At 69.3% G+C, this 21,574-nt stretch carries 21 protein-coding genes; 7 read left to right on the forward strand and 14 right to left on the reverse strand.

Annotation, left to right across the window (positions count from 1 at the left end):
* Positions 1-44: 44 nt before the first annotated feature.
* The 3 genes from IU449_RS13905 to mftF form a co-directional block, all read right to left on the reverse strand.
* Positions 45-1,406, reverse strand: a complete 1,362-nt coding sequence (locus tag IU449_RS13905; protein ID WP_195002180.1) for a GAF domain-containing protein — start codon at positions 1,404-1,406, stop codon at positions 45-47.
* A gap of 146 nt (positions 1,407-1,552) precedes the next feature.
* The gene (gene mftG / locus IU449_RS13910) at positions 1,553-3,178 is read right to left on the reverse strand and encodes a mycofactocin system GMC family oxidoreductase MftG (RefSeq protein ID WP_228803965.1); all 1,626 of its coding nucleotides are present in this window, start codon (positions 3,176-3,178) and stop codon (positions 1,553-1,555) included.
* Positions 3,179-3,206: 28 nt separating this feature from the next.
* Positions 3,207-4,610, reverse strand: a complete 1,404-nt coding sequence (gene mftF / locus IU449_RS13920; RefSeq protein ID WP_195002181.1) for a mycofactocin biosynthesis glycosyltransferase MftF — start codon at positions 4,608-4,610, stop codon at positions 3,207-3,209.
* Positions 4,611-4,976: 366 nt separating this feature from the next.
* Here mftF and mftR2 point away from each other — a divergent pair, with 366 nt between their 5' ends.
* Entirely contained in the window at positions 4,977-5,615 is a 639-nt protein-coding gene (mftR2, locus tag IU449_RS13925; RefSeq protein ID WP_228803966.1) for a mycofactocin system transcriptional regulator MftR2, read from the forward strand.
* A gap of 40 nt (positions 5,616-5,655) precedes the next feature.
* Positions 5,656-6,711: a ferredoxin--NADP reductase gene (locus tag IU449_RS13930; protein ID WP_195002182.1), complete on the forward strand. Its 1,056-nt coding sequence runs from the start codon at positions 5,656-5,658 to the stop codon at positions 6,709-6,711.
* Positions 6,712-6,870: 159 nt separating this feature from the next.
* Here IU449_RS13930 and IU449_RS13935 read toward each other — a convergent pair whose 3' ends face one another.
* From IU449_RS13935 to IU449_RS13945, 3 genes are all read right to left on the reverse strand, one after another.
* Positions 6,871-7,602 carry a DNA alkylation repair protein gene (locus IU449_RS13935; RefSeq protein ID WP_195002183.1) on the reverse strand — a complete coding sequence of 244 codons (732 nt, stop codon included), beginning with the start codon at positions 7,600-7,602 and terminating at the stop codon, positions 6,871-6,873.
* A gap of 45 nt (positions 7,603-7,647) precedes the next feature.
* A complete protein-coding gene (locus IU449_RS13940) occupies positions 7,648-8,409 on the reverse strand; it encodes an aspartate/glutamate racemase family protein (protein ID WP_195002184.1) in 762 nt (253 codons plus the stop codon).
* A gap of 88 nt (positions 8,410-8,497) precedes the next feature.
* On the reverse strand, positions 8,498-9,694 hold the full coding sequence (locus IU449_RS13945; RefSeq protein WP_195002185.1) for an NAD(P)/FAD-dependent oxidoreductase: 1,197 nt from the start codon (positions 9,692-9,694) through the stop codon (positions 8,498-8,500).
* Between the two features lie 182 nt (positions 9,695-9,876).
* Between IU449_RS13945 and IU449_RS13950 the strand changes: the two genes are divergently transcribed.
* Positions 9,877-10,233, forward strand: coding sequence for an SPW repeat domain-containing protein (locus IU449_RS13950; protein ID WP_195002186.1), 357 nt, complete (start codon positions 9,877-9,879; stop codon positions 10,231-10,233).
* A 19-nt stretch (positions 10,234-10,252) separates the two neighbouring features.
* Positions 10,253-10,900, forward strand: coding sequence for a TetR/AcrR family transcriptional regulator (locus IU449_RS13955; protein ID WP_195002187.1), 648 nt, complete (start codon positions 10,253-10,255; stop codon positions 10,898-10,900).
* A gap of 21 nt (positions 10,901-10,921) precedes the next feature.
* Here the strand turns inward: IU449_RS13955 and IU449_RS13960 are convergent, their stop codons facing one another.
* The 8 genes from IU449_RS13960 to IU449_RS13995 form a co-directional block, all read right to left on the reverse strand.
* Positions 10,922-11,731 carry an alpha/beta fold hydrolase gene (locus tag IU449_RS13960; protein WP_195002188.1) on the reverse strand — a complete coding sequence of 270 codons (810 nt, stop codon included), beginning with the start codon at positions 11,729-11,731 and terminating at the stop codon, positions 10,922-10,924.
* A 105-nt stretch (positions 11,732-11,836) separates the two neighbouring features.
* Entirely contained in the window at positions 11,837-13,027 is a 1,191-nt protein-coding gene (gene tuf / locus IU449_RS13965) for an elongation factor Tu (RefSeq protein WP_195002189.1), read from the reverse strand.
* A gap of 137 nt (positions 13,028-13,164) precedes the next feature.
* A complete protein-coding gene (gene fusA / locus IU449_RS13970; RefSeq protein ID WP_195002190.1) occupies positions 13,165-15,267 on the reverse strand; it encodes an elongation factor G in 2,103 nt (700 codons plus the stop codon).
* A 158-nt stretch (positions 15,268-15,425) separates the two neighbouring features.
* Positions 15,426-15,896, reverse strand: coding sequence for a 30S ribosomal protein S7 (gene rpsG, locus IU449_RS13975; protein WP_040798748.1), 471 nt, complete (start codon positions 15,894-15,896; stop codon positions 15,426-15,428).
* A 1-nt stretch (position 15,897) separates the two neighbouring features.
* A complete protein-coding gene (gene rpsL, locus IU449_RS13980; RefSeq protein ID WP_019049359.1) occupies positions 15,898-16,272 on the reverse strand; it encodes a 30S ribosomal protein S12 in 375 nt (124 codons plus the stop codon).
* A 301-nt stretch (positions 16,273-16,573) separates the two neighbouring features.
* Positions 16,574-17,146: a DUF3558 domain-containing protein gene (locus IU449_RS13985; protein ID WP_228803967.1), complete on the reverse strand. Its 573-nt coding sequence runs from the start codon at positions 17,144-17,146 to the stop codon at positions 16,574-16,576.
* A gap of 8 nt (positions 17,147-17,154) precedes the next feature.
* On the reverse strand, positions 17,155-17,679 hold the full coding sequence (locus tag IU449_RS13990; RefSeq protein WP_195002192.1) for a DUF3558 domain-containing protein: 525 nt from the start codon (positions 17,677-17,679) through the stop codon (positions 17,155-17,157).
* A 113-nt stretch (positions 17,680-17,792) separates the two neighbouring features.
* Entirely contained in the window at positions 17,793-18,767 is a 975-nt protein-coding gene (locus IU449_RS13995; protein ID WP_195002193.1) for an NADPH:quinone oxidoreductase family protein, read from the reverse strand.
* 202 nt (positions 18,768-18,969) lie between these two features.
* Between IU449_RS13995 and IU449_RS14000 the strand changes: the two genes are divergently transcribed.
* The 3 genes from IU449_RS14000 (at position 18,970) to IU449_RS14010 (ending at position 21,412) form a co-directional block, all read left to right on the forward strand.
* Positions 18,970-19,281, forward strand: coding sequence for a type VII secretion target (locus tag IU449_RS14000; RefSeq protein WP_195002194.1), 312 nt, complete (start codon positions 18,970-18,972; stop codon positions 19,279-19,281).
* Complete coding sequence (locus IU449_RS14005; protein WP_195002195.1) at positions 19,278-20,402, forward strand: transglycosylase SLT domain-containing protein; 1,125 nt, start codon at positions 19,278-19,280, stop codon at positions 20,400-20,402. Before IU449_RS14000 ends, IU449_RS14005 begins: the two co-directional genes overlap by 4 nt.
* A gap of 233 nt (positions 20,403-20,635) precedes the next feature.
* The gene (locus IU449_RS14010) at positions 20,636-21,412 is read left to right on the forward strand and encodes an acyl-[acyl-carrier-protein] thioesterase (protein WP_195002196.1); all 777 of its coding nucleotides are present in this window, start codon (positions 20,636-20,638) and stop codon (positions 21,410-21,412) included.
* The last annotated feature ends 162 nt before the right edge of the window (positions 21,413-21,574 follow it).

Here is a 21,574-nt window from a genome sequence, read left to right on the forward strand (position 1 = left end):
GGGGGCGTCCACGTAGTGAGCTATCACACTGTCAGGTGTGCAGACTATGAGCCGAAACGTTGCATCCGCGTTGCATCCGCGCCCAACCTGCGGTCGAGTACCCGGATCTTGGCCTCGATCTGCGCATACAGTGGCGAATCACGATCGACCGAGGCGCGATACACAGCCCAGGCGGCGGCGTCGTCACGCCCCTCCGCACTCGAAGTCCAGCGACGCAAGACCCCACTGTCATGGGAGGCGAGCACCGCGGTACGCAGGCGCACCCGCAGCTCGTCGCGGATGTCGACGATGCCGGGCGCGGTGGAGCGCGGCAGCACCGGGCCGGCGTAGAGCCGTAATGCGGATTCCACATCACCGGAGTCGAGGGCGGCGCGCAGCGCCTCCACATCGGTTGCGACCGGAACCCGCAGACGGTAGGGACGCGAACCGAACACCGTCGGGCCGACCACCGAACGCAGTCGCGAGACCGCGGCGCGGATGGTGCCGTTGTCCAGATCGGTGTCGTCGAGCAGCAGCGCGAGATGGTCGGCGCCGAGCCCTTCGGGATGCTCGGCGAGCAGCAGCAGGATCTCGGCGTGCCGTTGCGACAGCGGCACCCGATCCCCCGCGATGGTCAGCTGCGGCTGCCCCTGCCCCAGCACCTCGAGGCCGAGCGCACGCGCTTCGGGCCGGGCGGATACGTTCTGCGCACCCGCGTCGGCCCGGCCCGAGCGCATCGCGGTCAGCACCAGCTCCATTTCGGCGGCCGTGGCCGTCGCCTTGACCAGCGCCAGAATCTCGGGCCGGGCGACCCGCACGCCGCCGGCGACCATCAGGACGCCGACGAGCCTGCCGTCCGGATCGTGCACGGGCGCGGCCGCGCAGGTGATCTGATGCATCCGGTGCAGGAAGTGCTCGGGGCCGTGGATCCAGGCCGCCCGTCCGGTGCGTACCACCAGACCGGCGGCATTGGTGCCGATGCGGCGCTCACTGAGGTCGTCGCCCGCGCGCAACCCGACCTCGGCGGCGGCGGACACCCGGTCGGGGTTGCCGTATACCGAGAGCACCCGGCCGAACTGGTCGGCGAGAGCGACCACGAGGCCGGCGCGGGCGGCGTCCTGGACGAGCAGTTTGTCGATCAGCGGCATCAGTGGGGCCAGCGCGTGGGCATCGCGGTAGCGCTGCAGATCCGCGCCGCGCAGGCCGCGCTCGCTGAGCACATCCATCGGATCGACGCCGCTACGCAGGCTGCGCAGCCAGGAATCCAGCACGAGAGGGCGCAGCAGACCGGCCAGCTGCGAAAGCTGTTCGCCGCCCGCACCGAGATATCCGTGAGCTTGTGCGGCATAGGCTTCCAGTGCGCCGAGCTGCGTGCCTGGCTCGACGCGGTGCCGTGGGGGCCGCCCACCTGCGAGATTGCTGACCATTTGCCTTTCTTTCCGCTCCAAACCTTACCGGCGCGCCATTCCCGACGCGGGAAGGATCTGCGGTTTGTCCGACAGGTCACACCACAGCGACTCCTCAGCGAATTGTGACTCACTTGTCTTTCGGATAGATCGCCCGGGGCGGTCGCTCACCTCGGCAGATCGGCCGCGCGCTCGGCGATCATCACCGCACTGGCGTGCGGACCGCGGCTCAGCGGCACCGGCGGCACCGACAGATCCACCACCGACAGCCCCGGCACACCGTGCACTCGCAGGCGATGGTCGACCACGGCGCGCTCGTCGTGCGCGGCGCCCATCCGGCAGGTGCCCGCCAGGTGCTGGGAGGTGGCGAGCCGTTCACGCAGCCATGCCGGGGACCGCGGGTGCGTCGCGGGCGGGACTCTCGTGAGGAGCCGCGCACCGGGAATCCGCGACAGCAATTCTTCCGCCAGCGACGCGGCTTCCAGCAACCGCGCCCGGTCGGCCGCCTCGGACAGGTAGCGGTGCGCGATCACCGGCCGCGCCGCCGGGTCGCCGGCGGACAGCCCCAGCACGCCCCACCCGCGCGGTCGCATGAGCGCGACCCCGAGACGGCGGGTGCCCGGGGTGAATTCGACGGTGTAGGGGCGCAATTCGATGTCGTCCAGATCGACGACGTACTCCAGTGGGACCGTGGCGGGCGGATCCTCGCCCGGTTCCGAACCGACGCGGTACTCCAGCCCGATCTCCGGGTGGTCGGTGAACCACTGCCCCACCGGGGCCGGATGCACCAGCGGTATGCCGGTCTCGGCGGGCAGCGCGGCCGGGCCGATTCCCGAACGCAGCAACAGCGCAGCGGTTTCCACCGCCCCCGCGCACAGCACGATGTGGTCGGCCCACGCGGTCTGGATCGTGCCGTCGCGCCGATATTCGACCCCGACGGCCCGGCCGTGGCGGACGAGCACCCGCGACACCGTGGCCGCACCCTCCACTCGCAGATTCGGCCGGTGGGCGGCGGGCAGCAGGTAGGCCGTGGCAGTACCGATCCGGTTGCCGCGGTCGACATTGCAGGGCACCCGCGCCAGGCCGGTCTGCGGACCGTCGCCGGGCAGGGCATTGAGATCGTCGCGTTCGGGCAGGCCGAGCGCGCGTGCGGCGGCGGCGAACTCGCGACTGATCGGCGCCGGGTGCGCGGTGCGGACCACCGGGATCGGGCCGGTCCGGCCGTGGCCGGGGCGGTCGCCGAAGTCCTTGTCGCATTCACTGCGGCGGTAGCCGTCGAGCACGGCGTCGAAGTCCCAGCCGGGGCCGCCCGCGATGTCGTCCCACGCCGCGAAGTCCGCGGCTCGCGCCCGTCCGAAGTAGCTGCCGTTCACCGAACTCGACCCGCCGAGCACCCGCCCGCGCACCAACTCGCCCGGCACCGGAGCACCCTCGGGGCGGCCCGAGCGTCCCCATGCCCGCGGCGCGCCACCGGACACCGCGTCCTCCCGCGCGAGACCGGCGTCGCGCCCGAGGTCGGCTCCGCCGCGCGTGTCGACCCCGCCGACAGCGACTCTCGCGTCCTCGGCCGAGTCGCCACCGGCGGAAAGGATCGAGCGGTAGCGCCAGAGCCAAGGCGCGTCCGGGTCCAGCGGCATTCGGGTCGCGTCGCGCAGCGCTTCGGGGAACGCGGCGGGATCCAGCCAGACCTGACCGGCTTCCAGCATCACGACCGTGTGCGAGGGATCCTCGGACAGGCGCGCGGCCAGGACACAGCCCGCGGTTCCGCCGCCGACGATCAGGGTGTCGGTCATCGATTTCCCCGCGGGACGCGCATCCGCTTCAGCGGCGAGCCAGGGTCGGGCGCAGAGCGGCCAGGCTGCGGGCACGGAACGCGCCGACCCACAGACCGGTTCCGTAGGCGACATCGTCGAGGCGCTTGTAGGCCAGGTAGCGGACCGGGTCGAGGCCGCCGGCTTCGCGATGGGTGAACCAGTCGGCCAGGCCGTCGGCGACAGCCATGGTCACCGCGATCCGGCGCACGCGCCGCGACAGCAGCGTCGCCAGCACGGTGACCGGCCAATAGTGTCTGCACATGGCCGAGGCCAGCCGCCACAGTCCCGCGAAGAATCCGCGGGCCAGGTACAGCGAGGCGATCCTGGTCGGATTGTCGAGGCCGGCGAAGACCCGGCGCAGGCGCAGCAGCGCGGCGCCGAGGGTGACCAGGCCGCCGAACACGCCCCAGCGGGTGAGGGTGGCGAACAGCACGGCGGCCAGCACGGTCCAGGACGGCACCGTCAGTGGGGAGACCATCCGCGGGTCGTGGCGTTCGGCGAGCGGGGCGGCACCGGTGCCGTAGAACAACCTGCGGCCGAACCAGGCGCGGAAACGGACACGATGGTCGTGGGCGACGTGCGCGGCGGGCTCGTAGCGCAACCGCCTGCCCGCGCGCTCCAGCCGCCAGCACAGGTCCACGTCCTCGGCGACGTGCAGGGATTCGTCGAACCCGCCGACCTCGAGCAACGCCTGCCTGCGCACCAGCAGGGCCGCGCTGGGCACGTAGGAGATCCGCCCGCCCGAATGCACCGCCGCCTCGCGCCTGCCCAGATCCAGTGAGGATCTGGTGTGCTCGTAGCGGGCCAGCGCGTTGGATTCCGCGTCGAGGGCGGTGACCCGCGGTGCCACCAGCGCGACCTCGGGGTCGCTGAAATGCCCGAGCACGACTTCCAGCCAGCCGCTGCGCGGGACCACGTCCGAATCCAGGAAGGCGACGAATTCGGTTGTCGCCGCCCGCAGCCCGGCGTTGCGCGCGGCCGCCGGCCCCTTGGCCCGGTCGTGACGCAGCACCGTCACCCGGCAACGCGGGCCCCGCTCGCGTGGCACCTCGACCGGTTGATCGGAGCCGTCGTCGACGACGATGACGTGGTGGCCGCGCAGCACCGCCAGCATGCGGGCCAGGCCCTCGGCGTTGTTGCGCAGCGGGACGACGATGGTGACGTCCTCGGTGGAGGGCAGCAGACGAGGGCGCGGGTTGGCGACTCCGGAATCGAGGAGCCTGCGGGCGACGACGGCGGACTTGGGCCCGGAGACCTCCAGGTACCCGTCGCCGATCATCTCGGCGGCCTCCGGCGCGAGCCGCAGCACGCGAGCGGGTGTGCCGCCGACGAGGACGCGACCCCCGGAGTATGCGCGTACCCGTGAATCGATCCGTACCCCGAAGCCGTCCGGCAATCGATCGTGGCGCATCCCTCGCATGCTAGGCAATCTCGCTCGTTCGAGCACCATCGGTGCGCGAAATCGCTGCGAAACGCCCGGAATCGCCCGCGCACGCCCGGCGATCCGGAACGACGGCGTGTCGCGGTCGACGCGGGTACCGACGGGGGCGCCCCGCGATGCGACGGCGGGAACCGCAACGGGAGGGCAAACCGGTATGGTCCGCGACCATGCCTCTTTTCGGGGGCCCTCGGTTCCCCGCGGCCCGGCCGCGCGGCTCCGATGAGCCCGCCGTCCCACGTCGCGGCCCCCACCGGTATCGGTGGCCTCTAGACTTCGAATGGACATCAGCTGAACAGATTGTGATGGGCAACACATGCCCGCGGCGGTAGAGGTGGCATGGGAGTCGGACGCATACAGACCAACGGGGGCGGCAGCACGCTGTCGGAGGCCGAGATCGTCGAGGCGGCACTGCGGGTGGTCCGCGAGGACGGGGTCGAGAAACTCTCGATGCGGCGATTGTCGCGCGAGCTGGGTGTCTCCCCCATGGCGCCGTACTACTACGTCGCCGACAAGCGCGAACTGCTCGATCTGGTGGCGGGCGCCGCACTGACCGGAGTCCGCACGCCGCCGCGCGACTCGGGTCCGTGGCAGCAGCGGCTGCGCGAGCTCGTCGACCAGATCGACGAGAAACTGCGCAGGCATCCGGGATTGGGCGATGTGCTCATCGAGCAGATGCTCGGCAAGCAGCTCGACCTGATCGCCGGGGTCATGAGCATCCTGGCCGACGCCGGGTTCGCCGACCGCGACATCCTGTCCGCGTACGCGACCGTGCACACCTACCTGTTCGGCCGTCGCCGGGTGAATCCCCGCGAGCCCGCGCCGCTGACCGGGGTGGATCTGCCCGATGTGGTCGCCCGCGCCACCGCGCACATGCCCGACCTGCGCGGCCGCTACACCTACGACTTCGGCATGGACGTGCTCATCGCGGGCTTGGAAGCCCGGCTTGTCGCGGGAGCGGACCGCGACGTACGATGAAATTGAAACACGTTCTAGTTTTCGGGTTCGAGAGGACGACATGACCACCGTCGAGGTTCCACACGGTTCACGCTCGGTCGTGCTGCGGGTCGCCGCGGTGATCACCGAGACGGCCGACAGCCGCTCGCTGGTCTTCGACGTGCCCGAGGAGTTGAGCGACAAGTTCGCCTACCGCCCCGGCCAGTTCCTCACGCTGCGAATCCCCAGCGAGCAGACCGGTTCGGTGGCACGATGCTATTCGCTGGCCAGCTCGCCGCACACCGACGACAAGCCGAAGGTGACCGTCAAGCGCACCGAGGGCGGCTACGGGTCCAACTGGGTCTGCGACAACGTCAAGCCCGGCGACCAGCTCGAGGTGCTGCCCCCCTCCGGCGTGTTCACCCCCCGAGATCTGGACGAGAACCTGTTGCTGTTCGGCGCGGGCAGCGGCATCACCCCGGTGATGTCGATCCTGAAATCGGCGCTGGCGCGCGGCACGGGCAAGGTGGTGCTGGTCTACGCCAACCGCGACACCGACAACGTCATCTTCGCCGACGAACTGCGCGAACTGGCGGCGCAGCACGCCGGGCGGCTCGCCGTGATCCACTGGCTGGAACCGTTGCAGGGTCTGCCCACCGCCGAGGGGCTGGCCACCCTGGTCCGTCCCTACAGCGAGTACGAGGCGTTCATGTGCGGTCCCAAGCCGTTCATGGACGGCGTGCACGACGCACTGGCCCGGCTCGGCATGCCCCGCAGCCGCGTCCACGCCGAGGTCTTCAACTCGCTGGCCGGTGACCCCTTCACCGATCAGGCTCCGGTCGAGATCAGCGACGAGGAGGCCGCCGACGCCGCCACCGTCGAGGTAGAACTCGACGGCGAGATCCACGAGCTGAACTGGCCGCGCAAGCAGACCCTGGTCGACATCATGCTCGCCAAGGGCATCGACGTGCCGTACTCCTGCCAGGAGGGCGAGTGCGGCTCGTGCGCGTGCACGGTGCTCGAAGGCGAGGTGGAGATGGACAACGCCGAGATCCTCGATCCCGAGGACATCGCCAACGGCTACATCCTCGGCTGCCAGGCACGCCCCGTCACCGATCGGCTCCGCATCCAATTCTGAGCGCGGCGCTCTCGATCCGGACACGTCCACGCCGAACCGCCGCCGCGCGCACGGCCTCGACGCCGAGGTGAGGTGCGGCGAGCGGCCGATCCCCGGTGGACTGATACGGCCGCCCCGGACGCGCGCCGCCACACCACGCGGCGGGCATGCGGCCGGAGATCAGCGGGCGCGGCGGTAGGCCGCGCGCGTGGCCGGATCGAGGTGCTCGGTGGCGTAGGACAGGGCGGTGCGGCCCATCGCGGGCGCGTGGCGGTCCAGAAAATCGGTGAGCAGGGCGCGGTCGACGCGTTTGCCCACTTCGCGCAGCATCCAGCCGACGGCTTTCTGGATCAGGTCACGACGGTCGTCCACCAGGCGCTCACAGAGGGCGAACGTGGTTGTCGCGTCGCCGGATTTGATGAAGGCGAAGGTGCTCAGCAGGGCCACCCGCCGATGCCACAGCGATTCGGTCGCGGCCAGGTCGAACAGCTCGTCGCGGGGGCGGTCCAGCAGCCAGCGGCCGAGGATGTATTCGGCGGAGGAGTCCACCAGATCCCAGTTGTCGACCCGGCCCCGGTGCACCGCCGCCCGATAGCGCCGCACCACCTCCGCCCGCGCGTCCTGGTCGTAAGTGCGCGCCTTGCTCGCCCGATCGAAGCGCGCGGCCAGGATCAGCAGCCCGGCCAGACGTTCTTCGTGGACGGCGCTGTCGAGCAGGATGTCGACCTCGTCCAAGGGCAGATCGGCGAACCGGCGCACGACGGCGCGGGTGGCGGGCACGCGGACGCCGAGGAAGACGTCACCGTCACCGTAATCGCCCGGCCCGGTCTTGAAGAAGCGCCGCGACTGCGCGGCATCGGCGGGATCCGCCGCCTCGGCCAGTGCCGCGCGCACCTGCGCCGCCTCGCTCATGCACACCTCCGATCTGCCTGAGTGACACCGGGATTCCGACGCGGGTCAGAGGCGGGCGCCGAGGATCCGCCCGGATTCGTAGGCGGCCGCGCTCGGCGGCAGTGCGCCGGGACGGCCGCTGTTCAGCACGCGCACCGTGCCCTCGCCGGTGCTGGGCCTGCCCAGCGCGTCCACCTTCCTGATGGCCTGCGCGGCGACCGCCTGCGCACTGTCGAACAGACGGACGCCCACCGGCAGCGTGGCCAGGATGGCGTCGGCGACCAGCGGGTAGTGGGTGCAGCCGAGCACCACGCCCTCGGTGCCCTCGGGCGTCTGCTCGGCGGCGCGGGCAATGGCATCGGTGGCCGCGGAGAGGTCGCCACGGTCGATGGCGTCGGCCAAGCCATGGCAGGCCACCCCGGTCACCTCCGCCTCGCCGCCGAACTTCGCGATCAGCTCGGCCTGGTAGCGGCTGGCGGTGGTCGCGGCGGTGGCCCACACGGCGACCGATCGGCAGGCCGCCGCCGCCGGTTTGACGGCGGGCACGGTGCCGACCACCGGTACCTCGGGTCCGACATCGGCGCGCACGTGTTCCAGGGCGGTGACGCTGGCGGTATTGCAGGGCAGCACGATGACTTCCGCACCCGACTCCAGCGAGGTGCGGGCCGCGCCGACCACCCGATCGATCGTCCACTGCTCCGGCTTCGGTCCCCACGGCGCGCCGTCCGGGTCCAGCTGCAGCAACAGGTCGAGATCCGGGCGCAACTTGCGCAGCCAGGCGGCCGTCGGCAGCAGCCCCAAACCCGAATCGATGAGCGCGACGATCACCCGACCACCGTATTACAGCCCGAATCGGCCCCGACATCGCCTGGGGAACCGAGGCGTTCGAGCACTCCCTGTCCTCGCGAGCACCGGACTAGGTGGACGCCAGCAGATCGGCGACCGGAACCGCCTCGGCGACCTTCGCGCGTGCCTTCATGACCTGAGCGGTCATTCCCGCGCCGACCACGCCGGTGAGCATTCCCCCGCGGGAGTAGTAGGCCAGGAACTTGCGGCCGTCGTCGCTGACCACGACCACGTCGTCGGTGGCCGACGGAGTGCCGAGGGCCTGGATCTTGACGTTGTACTGGTCGCTCCAGAAGTAGGGCACCCGCGCGGCGGTGGGCGGCTGCGCGCCCAGCAGTGCGCAGGCGACGAGCTTGGCCTGCTCGCCCGCATTGGTCCAGTGCTCGACGCGACTCCGCTCGCCGGTGTCGTGCCGCCAGGCCGCCACGTCGCCGACGGCCCACACGTTCTCGGCGCTGGTCCGGCCCACCTCGTCGGCGAGTACACCGCCGCCCTCGGCCGGATCGGCCAGTGCCACACCGGAATCGGCGAGCCAGTCGATCGCCGGGCGCGAGCCCACACCCACGACGACCAGATCGGCGGACACCTCGGAACCGTCGGCGAGCCGCGCGCCCACCACTCGACCTTCCACGTCGGCCAGCAACGTGTCCAGCCCGACGCCGCAGCGCAGATCCACCCCCTCGTCGCGATGCATCCGGGCGACCAGCGCACCCACCTGCTCGCCCAGCACCGAGGCCAGCGGCGTGGGCTGAGGTTCCACCAGCACCACATCGAGCCCGCTCGCCCGGAAGCTGGCCGCCACCTCGCAGCCGATGAAGCCCGCGCCGATCACCAGCGCCTTGCTCGCCCGCGTCACGTCGGCGCGCAACCCGGCGGCGTCGGCGTGATCGCGCAGCACGTGCACGCCCGCCAGGTCCGGCAGGCCCGGCAGGCGGCGCGGCCGCAGTCCGGTGGCGATGATCAGGTGGCTGTAGTCCAGGACATCGCCATCGGCCAGGCGCAGTCGTCGGCTCGCGGTGTCCACACCGCTCGCGGCGACGCCCAGGCGCAGCTCGATCGACTTCTCCTCGAAGAATTCCGCCGGACGCAGGGTGGTGTCGTCGGTTTCACCGCGCACGAACTGCTTCGACAGCGGCGGGCGGTCGTAGGGCAGCCGCGACTCGTCGCCGAGCAGCACCAGCGGGCCCTCGTACCCGGCCCTGCGCAATTCCTCGGCGGTGCGCAGGCCGGCCAGACCGGCTCCCACGATGATGATCGGCGCGTTCATTCAGCCCGGTCCTTCCGTAGACGACAGGCCGAGCCTAGCAATCGCTTGGTATTTTTCGGCATCCCGCACCGGGGGAGCACTGTGCCCGCAAACGCCACCCAATCGTGTCCGTCCCGGTGTCGACCGGGCGGTCGATCAGGTCTATACCGAGGTCAGGACTACTTTTCGCAGGAGGCACAACCATGTTCACCAATTCCCGCGCCCAGGATCTCCTCGCTGTCGTCCTCGGCGCCTTCACCGCACTCTCGCCGCTGTGGCTGGACACCAGCGATCGGGCGATGTGGACACTCATCGTGCTCGGCGTCCTCATCGCGCTCACCGGCCTGGCCCAGATGGCGCGTCCGGCGATGGCGATGGCCGACTACGCGATGGCGCTGTTCGGCGCGCTGCTGTTCCTCTCACCGTGGGTCATGGACTTCACCGAGTTCCGCGGCGCGTCCTGGACCTCGTGGGTGGTCGGACTGGTCACGGTGGTGGTCGCCCTCGCGGCGCTGCCCGCCGTCACCGGCCGCATGCATCGCCCAGCCGCCCATCACTGAACCCGGCTACGCCGGTCCGATGACGAGGCGCACCGACATGCGCACTCGGCCCTCCCCCCGCACCGGGCGCCGCCGCAACGCCGAGCGCGACGGCGACGCCCGGGAACTCATTCTCGACGCGGCGGAGAACCTTTTCGCCACCCAAGGTTTCGATGCGACGCCGACCTCCGCCGTGGCCGCGGCGGCCGGCGTCCCCAAAGGACTGCTCTTCTACTACTTCCCCACCAAGGACGCGATACTGTCCGCGCTCATGAGCGAACGGGTGCCCGACCAGCCGGTGCCCGACATCGCCGCCGTCGTCTCCCCCGGCGACCCGGCGGCGAGCCTGCTGAACCTGCACTCCGCGCTGCGCCCGCGAGACCACCACTCCTCGGTGCTGCGCGTGATCCTGTGGCGTGAGGCCGACACCCATCCCGATGTGCGCAGACAGCTTCGCCGCCTGCGCGAACATCTGCTGGAGGTGACCGCCCGGGTGCTGCAGGCCAGCGCGCCCGCGCCCGTCGCGCCCGGCACGATCCGCGCCTGCGCGCTCACCTGGGTCTCGGCCATGTTCACCGTGGTGGGCGCCGACCGGCTGCACGCGCTCGACGAGCTGCCGCTGCCCGCCGCCGACGAGATACTCGGCATGGCCAAGGTGGTCGCGGCCGGGTTGGCCCAGTCCGGGTAGCCGCGACCTTCCGGCGATCGCTCAGCCGCCGAGGAAGGCGGTCACCTCGGCGGCGAAGCGCGGGTGGTTGATCGCGCCGGTGTGACCGGCGCCGGGAACGATGACCAGCCGGGAGTCCGGGATGCGGTCGGCGGTGCGCCGGAAGGACTCCGTCGAATAGAAGCCGTCCTGCTCGCCGCCGATCACCAGGGTGGGCACCGTGAGGCCGGGCAGCCGGTCCGTGACGTCGAAACGGTCCTCGGCGAGCACGAACGCGAGGGTGTCGGCGGGGTCGCGCGGACGGACCAGCGGATCGAGCAGCCACATCACCGCCTTCTCGATCCGGCCCCGCACCGTGTGCGGATGGGCGGCCATGTAGTGCAGACCGCGCTTGCCCGCAGCCGCTGCCTCGGCGTATCGCAGCTGTGCGGATCGGGCGTGGGGCTCCAGCCGAGACGCCGAGGAGGCCACCACCAATCTGCGCACCACGTCCGGATGGTCGAGCGCCAGCTGCAGGGCCAGCGAACCGCCCGAGGAGATGCCGAGCACGTCGACCGGGACGCCGAAGGTGGCGCGCAACGCGGCGGCGTGGTCGTCGGCGATCTCGGCCATGGCGACACCGGCCCGCATCCCCGGCGCCCGGTTGATCGCGTACACCCGCCTGTGGACGGCCAGCGGAGCCAGCGCGCCGATCTCCGCCTTGCGCATGAAGCCGGTGGGATTGGCGTGATCGGGAGTCAACCAGCGCAGGACCACCAGCGGCGGCCCGGAGCCCAGGGCGCGGTAGGGCAGTCCCATGGGCAGCGTGCCCTCGGCGATGTCGAGGCCGACGATGTTCGGTGCGGAGCTCATCGATCCCTCCCAGCGTTGTTCGTGCAGGCGGATGACGACGAAACGCCGAACGGCGCCGCTCCCGAAGGAGCGACGCCGTCGACGCGGATCAGCGATTCGACAGAATCACTTGATGATCTTGGTGACGCGGCCGGCACCGACGGTGCGGCCACCCTCGCGGATCGCGAAGCGCAGGCCCTCATCCATGGCGACCGGCTGGATCAGCTTGACGGTCATCTCGGTGTTGTCACCCGGCATGACCATCTCGGTACCCTCGGGAAGGGTCACGACGCCGGTGACGTCCGTGGTACGGAAGTAGAACTGCGGACGGTAGTTGTTGAAGAACGGGGTGTGGCGGCCGCCCTCGTCCTTGGACAGGATGTACGCCTGGCCCTCGAACTCGGTGTGCGGGGTGGTGGTGCCCGGCTTCACGACGACCTGGCCGCGCTCGACATCCTCGCGCTTGATGCCACGAACCAGCAGACCGACGTTGTCGCCCGCCTGGCCCTGGTCGAGCAGCTTGCGGAACATCTCGATACCGGTGACCGTGGTCTTGGTCTTCTCCGGACGGATGCCGACGATCTCGACTTCCTCGTTCACGTTGATCACGCCACGCTCGACGCGACCGGTGACGACGGTGCCACGACCGGTGATGGTGAAGACGTCCTCCACCGGCATCAGGAACGGCTTGTCGGTCTCACGCACCGGGTCCGGGATGGACTCGTCGACGGCGTTCATGAGCTCGAGCACCGACTCGGTCCACTTCGGGTCGCCCTCGAGCGCCTTCAGACCGGAGACGCGCACGACCGGAGCGTCCTCGTCGAAGTCCTGGGCGGCCAGCAGTTCGCGGACCTCCATCTCGACGAGCTCGAGGATCTCCTCGTCGTCGACCATGTCCGACTTGTTCAGCGCGACCAGGATGTAGGGCACGCCGACCTGACGGGCGAGCAGCACGTGCTCGCGGGTCTGCGGCATCGGGCCGTCGGTGGCGGCGACCACGAGGATGGCGCCATCCATCTGCGCCGCACCGGTGATCATGTTCTTGATGTAGTCGGCGTGACCCGGCGCGTCGACGTGGGCGTAGTGGCGCTTCTCGGTCTGGTACTCGACGTGCGAGATGTTGATCGTGATGCCACGCGCCTTCTCTTCGGGCGCCTTGTCGATCTGATCGAACGCGAAGCTCTCGTTCAGATCGGGGTACTTGTCAGCCAGCACCTTGGTGATCGCCGCGGTCAGCGTGGTCTTGCCGTGGTCGACGTGACCGATGGTGCCGATGTTGACGTGCGGCTTCGTCCGCTCGAACTTCGCCTTCGCCACTGTGTGGTCCTCCTGGACTTGTTGGTTCCTGCAGTTGCAGCAGTGCGGGGGTCATCCCTGCGGATGCAGGGAACTTTCGGGTCGTACAGACGCCCCGGGAGTGTCCGGGGCAAGTGTGCCACCTGCCCCGGATGCGATCACTCCCCGGTCGCCTTGGCGATGATCTCCTTCGACACGTTGGCCGGAACCTCCGCGTACGAATCGAACACCATGGAGTAGTTCGCCCGGCCCTGAGTCTTCGACCGCAGGTCACCGATGTAGCCGAACATCTCCGAGAGCGGAACCAGCGCCTTGACGACACGGGCACCACTGCGTTCCTCCATGGCCTGGATCTGGCCACGGCGGGAGTTCAGGTCGCCGATCACGTCGCCCATGTAATCCTCGGGCGTGATGACCTCGACCGCCATCAGCGGTTCGAGGATCACCGGACCGGCCTTGCGGGCCGCTTCCTTGAGCGCCTGCGAACCCGCGATCTTGAACGCCATTTCCGACGAGTCGACGTCGTGGTAGGCGCCGTCGATCAGGGTCACCTTCAGGTTCACCAGCGGGTAGCCGGCGAGCACGCCGTACTGCATGGCGTCCTGGGCGCCCGCGTCGACCGAAGGGATGTACTCCCTCGGCACGCGGCCACCGGTGACCTTGTTCTCGAACTCGTAGCTCGCGCCGTCCTCGCCCACGAAGGGCTCGAGGCCGATGATGACCTTCGCGAACTGGCCCGAGCCACCGGTCTGCTTCTTGTGGGTGTACTCGAGCTTCTCGACGGTCTTGGTGATCGTCTCGCGGTAGGCCACCTGCGGCTTGCCGACGTTCGCCTCGACCTTGAACTCGCGACGCATGCGGTCGACGAGGATGTCGAGGTGGAGCTCGCCCATACCGCCGATGACGGTCTGGCCGGTCTCGGCGTCCAGCTTGACCGAGAAGGTGGGATCCTCTTCGGCCAGCTTCTGGATCGCGGTGCCCAGCTTCTCCTGGTCGGACTTGGTCTTGGGCTCGATGGAGACCTCGATGACCGGGTCCGGGAAGGTCATGGACTCGAGCACGATCTGGTTCTGCGGATCGCACAGGGTGTCGCCGGTGGTGGTGTCCTTGAGGCCGATCACCGCGTAGATGTGGCCCGTGGAAACCTCGGGAACCGGGTTCTCCTTGTTGGCGTGCATCTGGAACAGCTTGCCCAGACGCTCCTTCTTGCCCTTGGTCGCGTTGATGACCTGGGCGCCGGAGTCGACCTTGCCCGAGTACACGCGGATGTAGGTCAGCTTGCCGAAGAACGGGTGCACCGCGATCTTGAACGCCAGCGCCGCGAACGGCTCGTCGGCGCTCGGACGACGGGTGATGACCTCGTCCTCCTTGCCGGGCACGTGGCCTTCGACGCTCTCCACGTCCAGCGGGGACGGCAGGTAGTCGATGACGGCGTCGAGCATGGGCTGCACGCCCTTGTTCTTGAACGCCGAGCCGCAGAGCACGGGGTAGGCCTCGGAGCTGACCGTCATCTTGCGGATGGCGCCCTTGATCTCGTCGATCGTGAGCTCCTCGCCGCCGAAGAACTTCTCCAGCAGCGCCTCGTCGGACTCCGCGACGGCCTCGAGCAGTTCCTGACGGTACTGCTCGGCCTTCTCGGCCAGCTCGGCCGGGATTTCCTTGACCTCGTACTTCTCACCGAGCTTGGTCTCACCGGTCCACACCTTGGCGTTCATCTCGACCAGGTCGACGATGCCCTCGAAGGTGTCCTCGGCGCCGATGGGCAGCTGGATCACCAGCGGACGCGCGCCGAGGCGGTCCTTGATGGTCTGCACCGTGAAGTAGAAGTCGGCGCCCAGCTTGTCCATCTTGTTGACGAAGCACACGCGCGGCACGTCGTACTTGTCGGCCTGACGCCACACCTGCTCCGACTGCGGCTCAACGCCCTCTTTGCCGTCGAAGACCGCGACCGCGCCGTCGAGAACGCGCAGCGACCGTTCCACCTCGACGGTGAAGTCCACGTGGCCGGGGGTGTCGATGATGTTGATCTGGTTCTGGTTCCAGAAACAGGTCACCGCGGCGGAGGTGATGGTGATGCCGCGCTCCTGCTCCTGCTCCATCCAGTCGGTGGTCGACGCGCCGTCGTGCGTTTCACCGATCTTGTAGTTGACACCGGTGTAGAAGAGAATACGTTCGGTTGTGGTGGTCTTACCGGCATCGATGTGGGCCATGATGCCGATGTTGCGGACCTTCTTCAGGTCGGTGAGCACGTCCTGTGCCACGGAAATCTTCCCCGCTCTGCTCTGTCAGCGATTGCTTTGGGATCTCGAGTTGCGACCCTGTTCGGGTCATCACTATGTCAACGCCGGAAGGGGCACCATAGTGCCCTCCCGACCGTGAGGCCTTCCGGCGCCGACACGAGCGACGGGCCGGGCGGCTCTCACCAGCGGTAGTGCGCGAAGGCCCGGTTGGATTCGGCCATCTTGTGGGTGTCCTCGCGACGCTTCACCGACGCGCCGAGGCCGTTGCTGGCATCGAGGAGCTCGTTGGCGAGACGCTCGACCATGGTCTTCTCACGACGAGCGCGCGAGAAGTTGACCAGCCAGCGCAGCGCCAGGGTGTTGGCGCGGCCCGGACGAACCTCGACCGGCACCTGATAGGTGGCGCCGCCGACGCGACGGGGCTTGACCTCGAGGGCGGGCTTGACGTTGTCCAGCGCGCGCTTGAGAGTGACGACCGGATCGGTGCCGGTCTTCTCGCGCGCCTGCTCGAGCGCGCCGTAGACGATGCGCTCGGCGGTGGACTTCTTGCCGTCCAGCAGGATCTTGTTGACCAGCTGGGTGACCAGCGGAGACCCGTACACCGGGTCGTTGATCAACGGACGCTTGGGAGCGGGGCCCTTGCGAGGCATATCAGCTCTTCTCCTTCTTGGCGCCGTAGCGGCTGCGGGCCTGCTTGCGGTTCTTCACGCCCTGGGTGTCGAGCGAGCCGCGGATGATCTTGTAGCGCACACCGGGGAGGTCCTTCACACGACCGCCGCGGACGAGCACCATCGAGTGCTCCTGCAGGTTGTGGCCTTCACCGGGGATGTAAGCCGTGACCTCGACCGCGCTGGTCAGGCGAACACGCGCGACCTTGCGCAGCGCGGAGTTCGGCTTCTTCGGGGTCGTGGTGTACACGCGGGTGCACACGCCACGACGCTGCGGGCTCCCCTTGAGGGCCGCGGTCTTGGTCTTGGAGACCTTGTCGCGGCGACCCTTGCGGACCAGCTGGTTGATGGTTGGCATAGACCGGCTTTCCTTGTTGTTTACGCGGTGTCGGGAATGTGTTTCACGAACTACATGGCTGGTTTTCGAGCGGTCCTCGCACGTCCAACCACGTTTCTCGCGTCCCGAGGTCGGGCGTGTCGCGCGCGGGGTGGAGCCCGGAATCCGGGCACGCCGGAGAGGTCAGCCGCTCTCGCTGGCCTACTTCTACGCACGAACTTGCCCGCATGCTGTCGGGCACAGCGGTCCACGATACTCGCGGCCTGCACCGACGGTCAAAGTGGGCCCCCGTGGCCACCACGCCGGCACCGCGGGCGCCCGCTCATCTGGCCAGGTTCAAGGTCAGCTCCAGCAGCGTCTTGGCAGCTGCGCACGGATCGGGATGAGCCGAACCGGCCCGGTAGTTGACCCACCAGCCGACCACGCCGGTATCGGCCGCCGAGGCCGTGACCCCGCACGAGTCCGGGTCGTTCGGCCTGCGCATCTGCAGGGCGCGGGTGCCCTGCACGGTCACCGTCTCGTGACTGTAGCCCAGCTTGTCGGCGGTGGCCTTCTCGTTGTTCAGCGACCCGATCTCGTACCAGTTCAGCGTCACCATCGCCAGCCCGCCCGGAGCGTCCTCGACGTCCCACATACACACCGCGCCGTTGAACGAACCGGTCACGTACTGGGCGCCGCCGAGCGCTTCGCCGATCTTCGCCGGCTCCACGACATCGCACTCGCGCATCAGTTTGTCGAAGTTGGTGTTGATCTCCTGGCTGCCGCCGGCCGGATGCGCGGAGCCCTCGATGGTCTGCCCGCAGCCCGCGGCGGCGGAGACCGCGGCCAGCATCGAGCACAACGCCAGCGCACGACGGGCTCGCCCTACCGCGGCCTGCTTCCCCGGCCCCGTCATCAGTGTCCTCATTTCAGCCGAGAGACGGTGAGTTCGGCCAGTTTCCTGGTCGAGTCGCACGGGTTGCCGGTCGGACCGAACAGGCCGTAGGACATGGACCATTCGAAGAAATCGTCGTCGAGTTGGACCGCCAGGTCGCACACCGTGCCGGTGGGGTCCAGGGCCGCGAAGCCGGGTTTGCCCGCCACCTCGATCTTGTCCGGTTCACGACCGACATTGCTCACCCACGCCTTCTCGCGGTCGATCGGGCTGCCGCGATAGGAGGCGAAAGTGACACTGATCGAACCGAGTCCGGCGGCCTGATAGTTGCAGCCGACCGCGTTCTTGAACACCTGGGACAACTGCGACATCCCGGCGATCTCACGCACCTCGTCGTCGCGGACATGCCCGCATTCGCCTACGAACGGGCCGAGCGAGGCCACTTTCGGCGGCGGGCGCAGCGGCTCGCCGGTGTCCGATCCTCCCCCGGAACCGCAGGCAGACAGCGTCACGACCAAGGCGAGACCGGTGAACAGCGCCGACGGTATCCGCATGCCTGGCACTCTACTGGTTTGCCGGGAAGCACCTCGGCCCGTCACGATCGGCGCAGGTAGACGCGCTCGAACGATGACGCCCTCGACGACCGGTGCGGGTGGCCGGGGGCGGCTCAGCGGACGGTGACGACCACCTTGCCGGTGGCGGTGCGGTTCTCCAGCGAAGCGACCGCCTCGGCGGTCTTCTCCAGCGGGTAGGTCACCGGTTCCGGCGCCGGGATCGCCCCGCTCGCCAGCAGCGGGCCCACCTCCGCCCACTGTTCGACCACGTAGCCCGGGTTCGACATGAACCACTCGCCCCACGCGGCGCCGACCACCTCGACGTTCTTGAGCAGCAGCCGGTTGACCTTGACCGTGGGAATCTCGCCCGCGGTGAAGCCGACGACCAGCAACCTGCCGCCCTGGGCGAGCGAGCGGATGCTGTCGGTGAACCGGTCACCACCGACCGGGTCGAGCACGATGTCCACGCCGCGACCGCCGGTCAGCTCCTTGACCTCGGCCAGCCAGTTGTCGGTCAGCACCACGTCGGTGGCCCCGTTGGCCTTGGCGACCTCGGCCTTCTCCTGCGTGCTGACCACCGCGATCACCCGGCTCGCGCCGAGCGCCTGCGCCATCCGCAGGGTGGAGGTGCCGATGCCGCCCGCGGCGCCGTGCACCAGCACGGTCTCCCCCTCGGCCAGCCTGCCTCGATTGCGCAGGCAGAAGTGCACGGTCAGGTCGTTGAACAGGATCCCCGCGCCCGCCGCCATCGAGATGTTGTCGGGCAGCTTGAACACCAGATCCGGCAGGGTCACCGCGACCTCGGCCGTCGCGCCACCGAGCATGGTCAGCGCCAGCACCCGGTCACCCGGCTGTACGTGCGCGCCCTCGGGAGCCTCGCGCACCACGCCGGCGACCTCGCCGCCCACCACGAACGGCAACTGCGGCTTCATCTGGTAGAGCCCGCGCGACATCAGCACGTCCGGGAAGGCGATGCCCGCCGCGTGCACGTCGATGACCACGCCGCCGGGGATCGCGGCAGGCTCGGGAATATCGACGATCTCGACCGCTTCCGGTCCTTCCAACTTGCTGACCTGAGCTGCGCGCATGGGCCGACCTCTCTGTCCTGTTCCACGGGTGGCGATCCGGCGACACCGGTCGCCGCCGAAGACACCGTGACCAACATAACGAACGGTCTCTCGCACCGCGCGGCGCACATCGCCCCTGCCCGCGAACACCCCCGCTGACCAGCCGCCGAATTGTTATGCTTGCCGGGCTTCGAGGGTTGGGGACTCAGGAGGGGGATACATCGTGTCCGAGGATCAACTGCGGGTGGATCCGGAAGCGCTCCGGACATTCGCGAACCAGCTGGGCACCGAAGCCGGGGAACTGAGCGCCCTCGGGGCGGGGGACGCCTTCACCACCGCCGCGAGTGCGCTACCCGGCACGGAATTCGGTGCCGCCGCACGACAATCCGACGACATCGTCGGCCGCTGCCTGTCCCGGATGGGCGAACGACTGACCACCGTCGCCGACAATATGGACAATGCCGCGGGCGTCTTCGAACTCACCGAGGCCGAGTTCGCCCGGACCCTCGCCACTATTGGACTGCGGCTGCCATGACCCTGACCGTCGACGATGTCATCGCCTGGCAGCCCGAACAGCTGACCGCCGCCGCCGAGCACGCGAAGACCATCCACGAGGGCCTGGACCGCATCGTCGGCGCGGCCATGACCGACACCCAGGGGCTGACCGACTCGAAAGCCTGGTCGGGTGTCGCGGGAGCCGCCGCCACCACTCGCATGGAGACCGAGAAGACCCGGGCCTCCGTCGTCGGCGCCGCGCTCCTCGCGCTGGAGACGGCGTACCGCACGCAGGCGGGCATCCTCACCGGCGCCGAGGACGCCGTCGTGCGACTGCGCAACCAATACGTCGACGAAGCGCCGGTCGGCTTCGAGGTGGCCGCCGACGGACTGGTCACCGCGGCCACCCGGATCCAGCGCATCCGCGACAACGCGGGCGGCGCCGATGTCACCGGCCTGGTCCTGGCCGAGGAGACCGCGGCCGCCCAGCGCACCCTGGATCTCCGGCTGGCGCTGAAGGCCGCAGAGGACGCGGCCGCCGCCGCGACCACAGCGGTCGAGGCCGCCAACGCCGCGCTCGAACAGGCCTTCGGCGTGCTCGGCGATCCGAAACTCGGGGCGCCCACCGACACCGCGCCCGCGGCCACCACGCCCGCCGCGACGCCGGTCGGCGGGGGCCAGCCGAATTACGTCATGTCCGGGAGCAGCGGGTCCACTCCGTCGTCGGGCAACTCGGGATATTCGGGGAGTTCGGGATCGTCGGCCGGTCCGGGCTCGAGCGCACCCACCGGGCCGATGCCGACCGGCGATGTGGCGAAGTGGATCGAGGACGCCAAGAAAATCCTGATCGAGATGGGCTACGCGCCCGAGGACATCGACGAGCGGGCCCTCGCGCTGATCATCCAGCACGAATCCGGCGGCAATCCCTACGCGGAGAACCGCTGGGACAGCAACTGGCTCGCCGGGCACCCGTCCAAGGGCATCATGCAGACCATCGACAGCACGTTCGACGCCTACGCCGCCCCCGGTCACACCGATATCTGGAACCCGGTGGACAACATCGTCGCCGCCACCAGATACGCCATCGACCGTTACGGTTCGCTGTCCGCCGTGCCCGGCGTCGCCGGGGTGAACTCGGGCGGCACCTACCAGGGCTACTGACGAGCACACAAGCCGGACGCCGGGGTACACCCCGTCGGACGCACCGGGTGCTCTGTCCCGGATTCATTGCGACAATGGGTAGCGGTGGGGCTACACCGGACCTCTACCTGTGAGTACAGTCGGCTCGAAACGAGGGTAGGGCGACCGACCCGTAAAGTCGTCTCACAGCAAGCACCACAAGAAGCAGCACCGTAAGAAACACCGCGGCACAACGTGCAGCGCGAGGAGCACCAGTGTCACTCGATCAGCCACTCGCCCCGGTTCCCGAACAGGGCATGGGCTTCGATTCGGCGTGGCCCGTCCGGGCTGGCGATGTGGACCCCTACAACCGGCTGCGTTTCGACGCGGTCGCGCGGTATCTGCAGGATATCGCCTGGGAGCAGTTGCATCAGACCTTCCTGGCGCGCAGCGATCCCAACTGGATCGTGCGACGCACCGTCATCGACGTCGTGCGGCCGGTGCTGTGGCCCGACGACGTGCAGTTGCTGCGGTGGTGCTCGAGCATGAGCACGCGCTGGACGAACATGCGGGTGCGGATCACCAGTGCCAACGGCGGGCTGATCGAGACCGAGGGTTTCTGGATCAACATCAGCGAGTCCACCGGCATGCCCGCCCGGATCAGCGACGAGGGGCTGGCCTACCTGGCCAGGAGCACCGACGAGCACCGCCTGCGCTGGCGGCCCTATCTCACCGACACCGCGCCCCCGGAATCCGACACCGACCTGCCGTTCCCGGTGCGGGTGACCGACATCGACCAGTACAACCACGTGAACAACGCCTGCTACTGGCAGGCGGTCGAGCACTTCGTGGCCGAGTACCCCAAGCTCGTCGCCGGACCGCATCGGGCGATCGTCGAGTACGTCGCGCCGGTCCTGGCGCGTCAACACATCACGGTGCGCAGCCGCTTCGAACCGGAGGATCGCACCACCGGGCGTCCGGTGCTGCGACTGTGGTTCATGGTGGGCGGGGCGACCACCACGGTCGTGCGCATCATGCCGCTGCCCGGCTGACCCGCGCCCGCGCTCACGACCGCCCGCCGCATGCCGGTGATCGCGTGCGCGTCGTCGCCGTCGACCTCCCGCCGTGAGCCCGGTTCCGGCCGTCGAGCAGTTCCGGCCGCAGGTGCACAGGTGGGTCGCGGGCCGAGTTGCGGACCGCGGGGGCGACTCCGG

Origin of the sequence: Nocardia higoensis, assembly GCF_015477835.1 — a bacterium.
Lineage (GTDB): Bacteria > Actinomycetota > Actinomycetes > Mycobacteriales > Mycobacteriaceae > Nocardia > Nocardia higoensis_A.